Annotated in this window: 1 protein-coding gene and 1 pseudogene; one reads left to right on the plus strand and one right to left on the minus strand. The window is 32.1% G+C overall.

Annotated features, from left to right (window positions below):
* Positions 1-30 precede the first annotated feature (30 nt).
* A pseudogene (locus tag WBH99_RS08730) lies at positions 31-710 on the plus strand (glycosyltransferase).
* On the opposite strand, the gene WBH99_RS08735 reads toward WBH99_RS08730, so the two are convergent.
* Complete coding sequence (locus WBH99_RS08735; protein WP_424219695.1) at positions 679-1,521, minus strand: alpha/beta fold hydrolase; 843 nt, start codon at positions 1,519-1,521, stop codon at positions 679-681. The pseudogene WBH99_RS08730 and the gene WBH99_RS08735 sit on opposite strands and share 32 nt — an antisense overlap.
* Positions 1,522-1,675: the final 154 nt, after the last annotated feature.

Raw genomic sequence — 1,675 nt, forward strand, 5'->3', positions numbered from 1 at the left:
TTTACTATGCCAACTCAATCAGCGCTTGATATGTTTGGTATCAAAAAGACTAAATTTGCCGTTCCAGTTGAGGCGGTTTCAAATGGTATTGATTTAAGCCGATTTTCTGTTTCTAAAGCTCCTAAATCAATATTCAAAAAATATAAACTACCCGAAGATAAACCTATTGTAACTTTTGTTGGTCGAGTTGATGCCGAAAAACATTTATCAACCCTCGTTAAAGCCTTCGAAAAATTGTTAAAAAAATAGATGCACATTTGATGATTGTTGGCGACGGTACGGATTTATTGAACCTAAAAGAATTAGCTCACGAACTTAACATTTTCGATAAGATTACTTTTACTGGTCGCGTTACGGACGAAGATTTGGTTAACTTGCATAAAGTTGGTTCTGTTTTTTGTATGCCATCTCCGGCTGAATTGCAAAGCATTGTTATGCTTGAATCGATGGCCAGCGGTAAGCCAACTGTCGCAGTTGATGCCGGTCCATTGAAAGAGTTGTGCCAAAATGGTCGTAACGGCTATTTGTGTAGACCAGATGACGATAAGCAGATTGCTGAAGCTTTATATAAAATTCTATCCAATAAAAAATTAAGAGAAAAAATGGGCAAAGAGAGTGTCATTATTGCGGCAAAACATGATATCTCAAAGACTTTTAAACGATTTGAAGAAATTTATTCTAATTTAGTTTCTCAACAAAAGACTCTATAGCATTAGCGACTCGTTTTGGATCTTCATAATGAGTTAAATGTCCGCTATTTTTTATAATCTCTAACTTACTATTTTTAATTTTATTTGACAATTTAATCTGATACTTTAATGAAGTTACGTCGTCTTTTTCACCAGCGATGATTAAAGTTGGTAATTCTATTTTTGTAGCGATTTCTTTTACATTATTATTAATTGAAGCGTCAAATGCTTCTTTTAAAAATTGTCTGTCATAAAAAGAATTAAAGTGTTTGAGGTGTTGGTCTTTCGTATATTTTTTTATTTTTGGATTTTTAGTTTTTGTCATAATTAAACTCATAATATTAATTACGAAACTTGATGATAAAAGCTCATGTCCTAATTTTTTAGGTAAATTAAAACCTAACCAATAATATATTACTGCTAATCTAGTAAAAATTGCCTTAGGTCCTTTCAGTGCCGGTTCGGTAATGGGATTTTCCAATACCAAAGCTTTAACTTGATTATTATGTTTAGAAACAAAATGGCTAACAATTATACTGCCAAAAGAATGTCCCATTAAAATCGGTTTTTGTTCTAAGTCAAGGTCTTTGATAAAGCCATTTAGCCACTCTGCATAGGTATCAATTGTGTTTTTTTTGTTTTTCAGTGGTTTAGTTTCTCCAAAACCTGGTAAGTCAGGAATGATTACTCGATGATTCTTTATGTTTTTTGTAATTAGTTCTAGGCCATGGTGTGTTCCCCTAAAACCATGGATCATTATAATATCTGGTTTATCGGTTTTTTCACCATAAATCCAATAATAAGTCCCGTCTGTCTCTTTTTTAAAACTCATGATAGTTATTATAGCGTATAAACTGTTAATTTTTCATGCTATGCTATGTCAAATGATAGTCGATATTAATATTACTGAAAAAAATTTTGGTCCCAAGGTTTTAATGAATGGGGTTAAACTTAGTGTGGATAATGGTGAGAAGATTGGCTTAATT

This window comes from Azovibrio sp., assembly GCF_049658005.1.
Lineage (GTDB): Bacteria > Pseudomonadota > Gammaproteobacteria > Burkholderiales > Rhodocyclaceae > Azovibrio.

Coding starts and splice junctions, on each gene's coding strand:
- WBH99_RS08735 (WP_424219695.1), bottom strand. CDS start 1,521: ATGAGTTTTAAAAAAGAGACAGACGGGACTTATTATTGGATTTATGGT.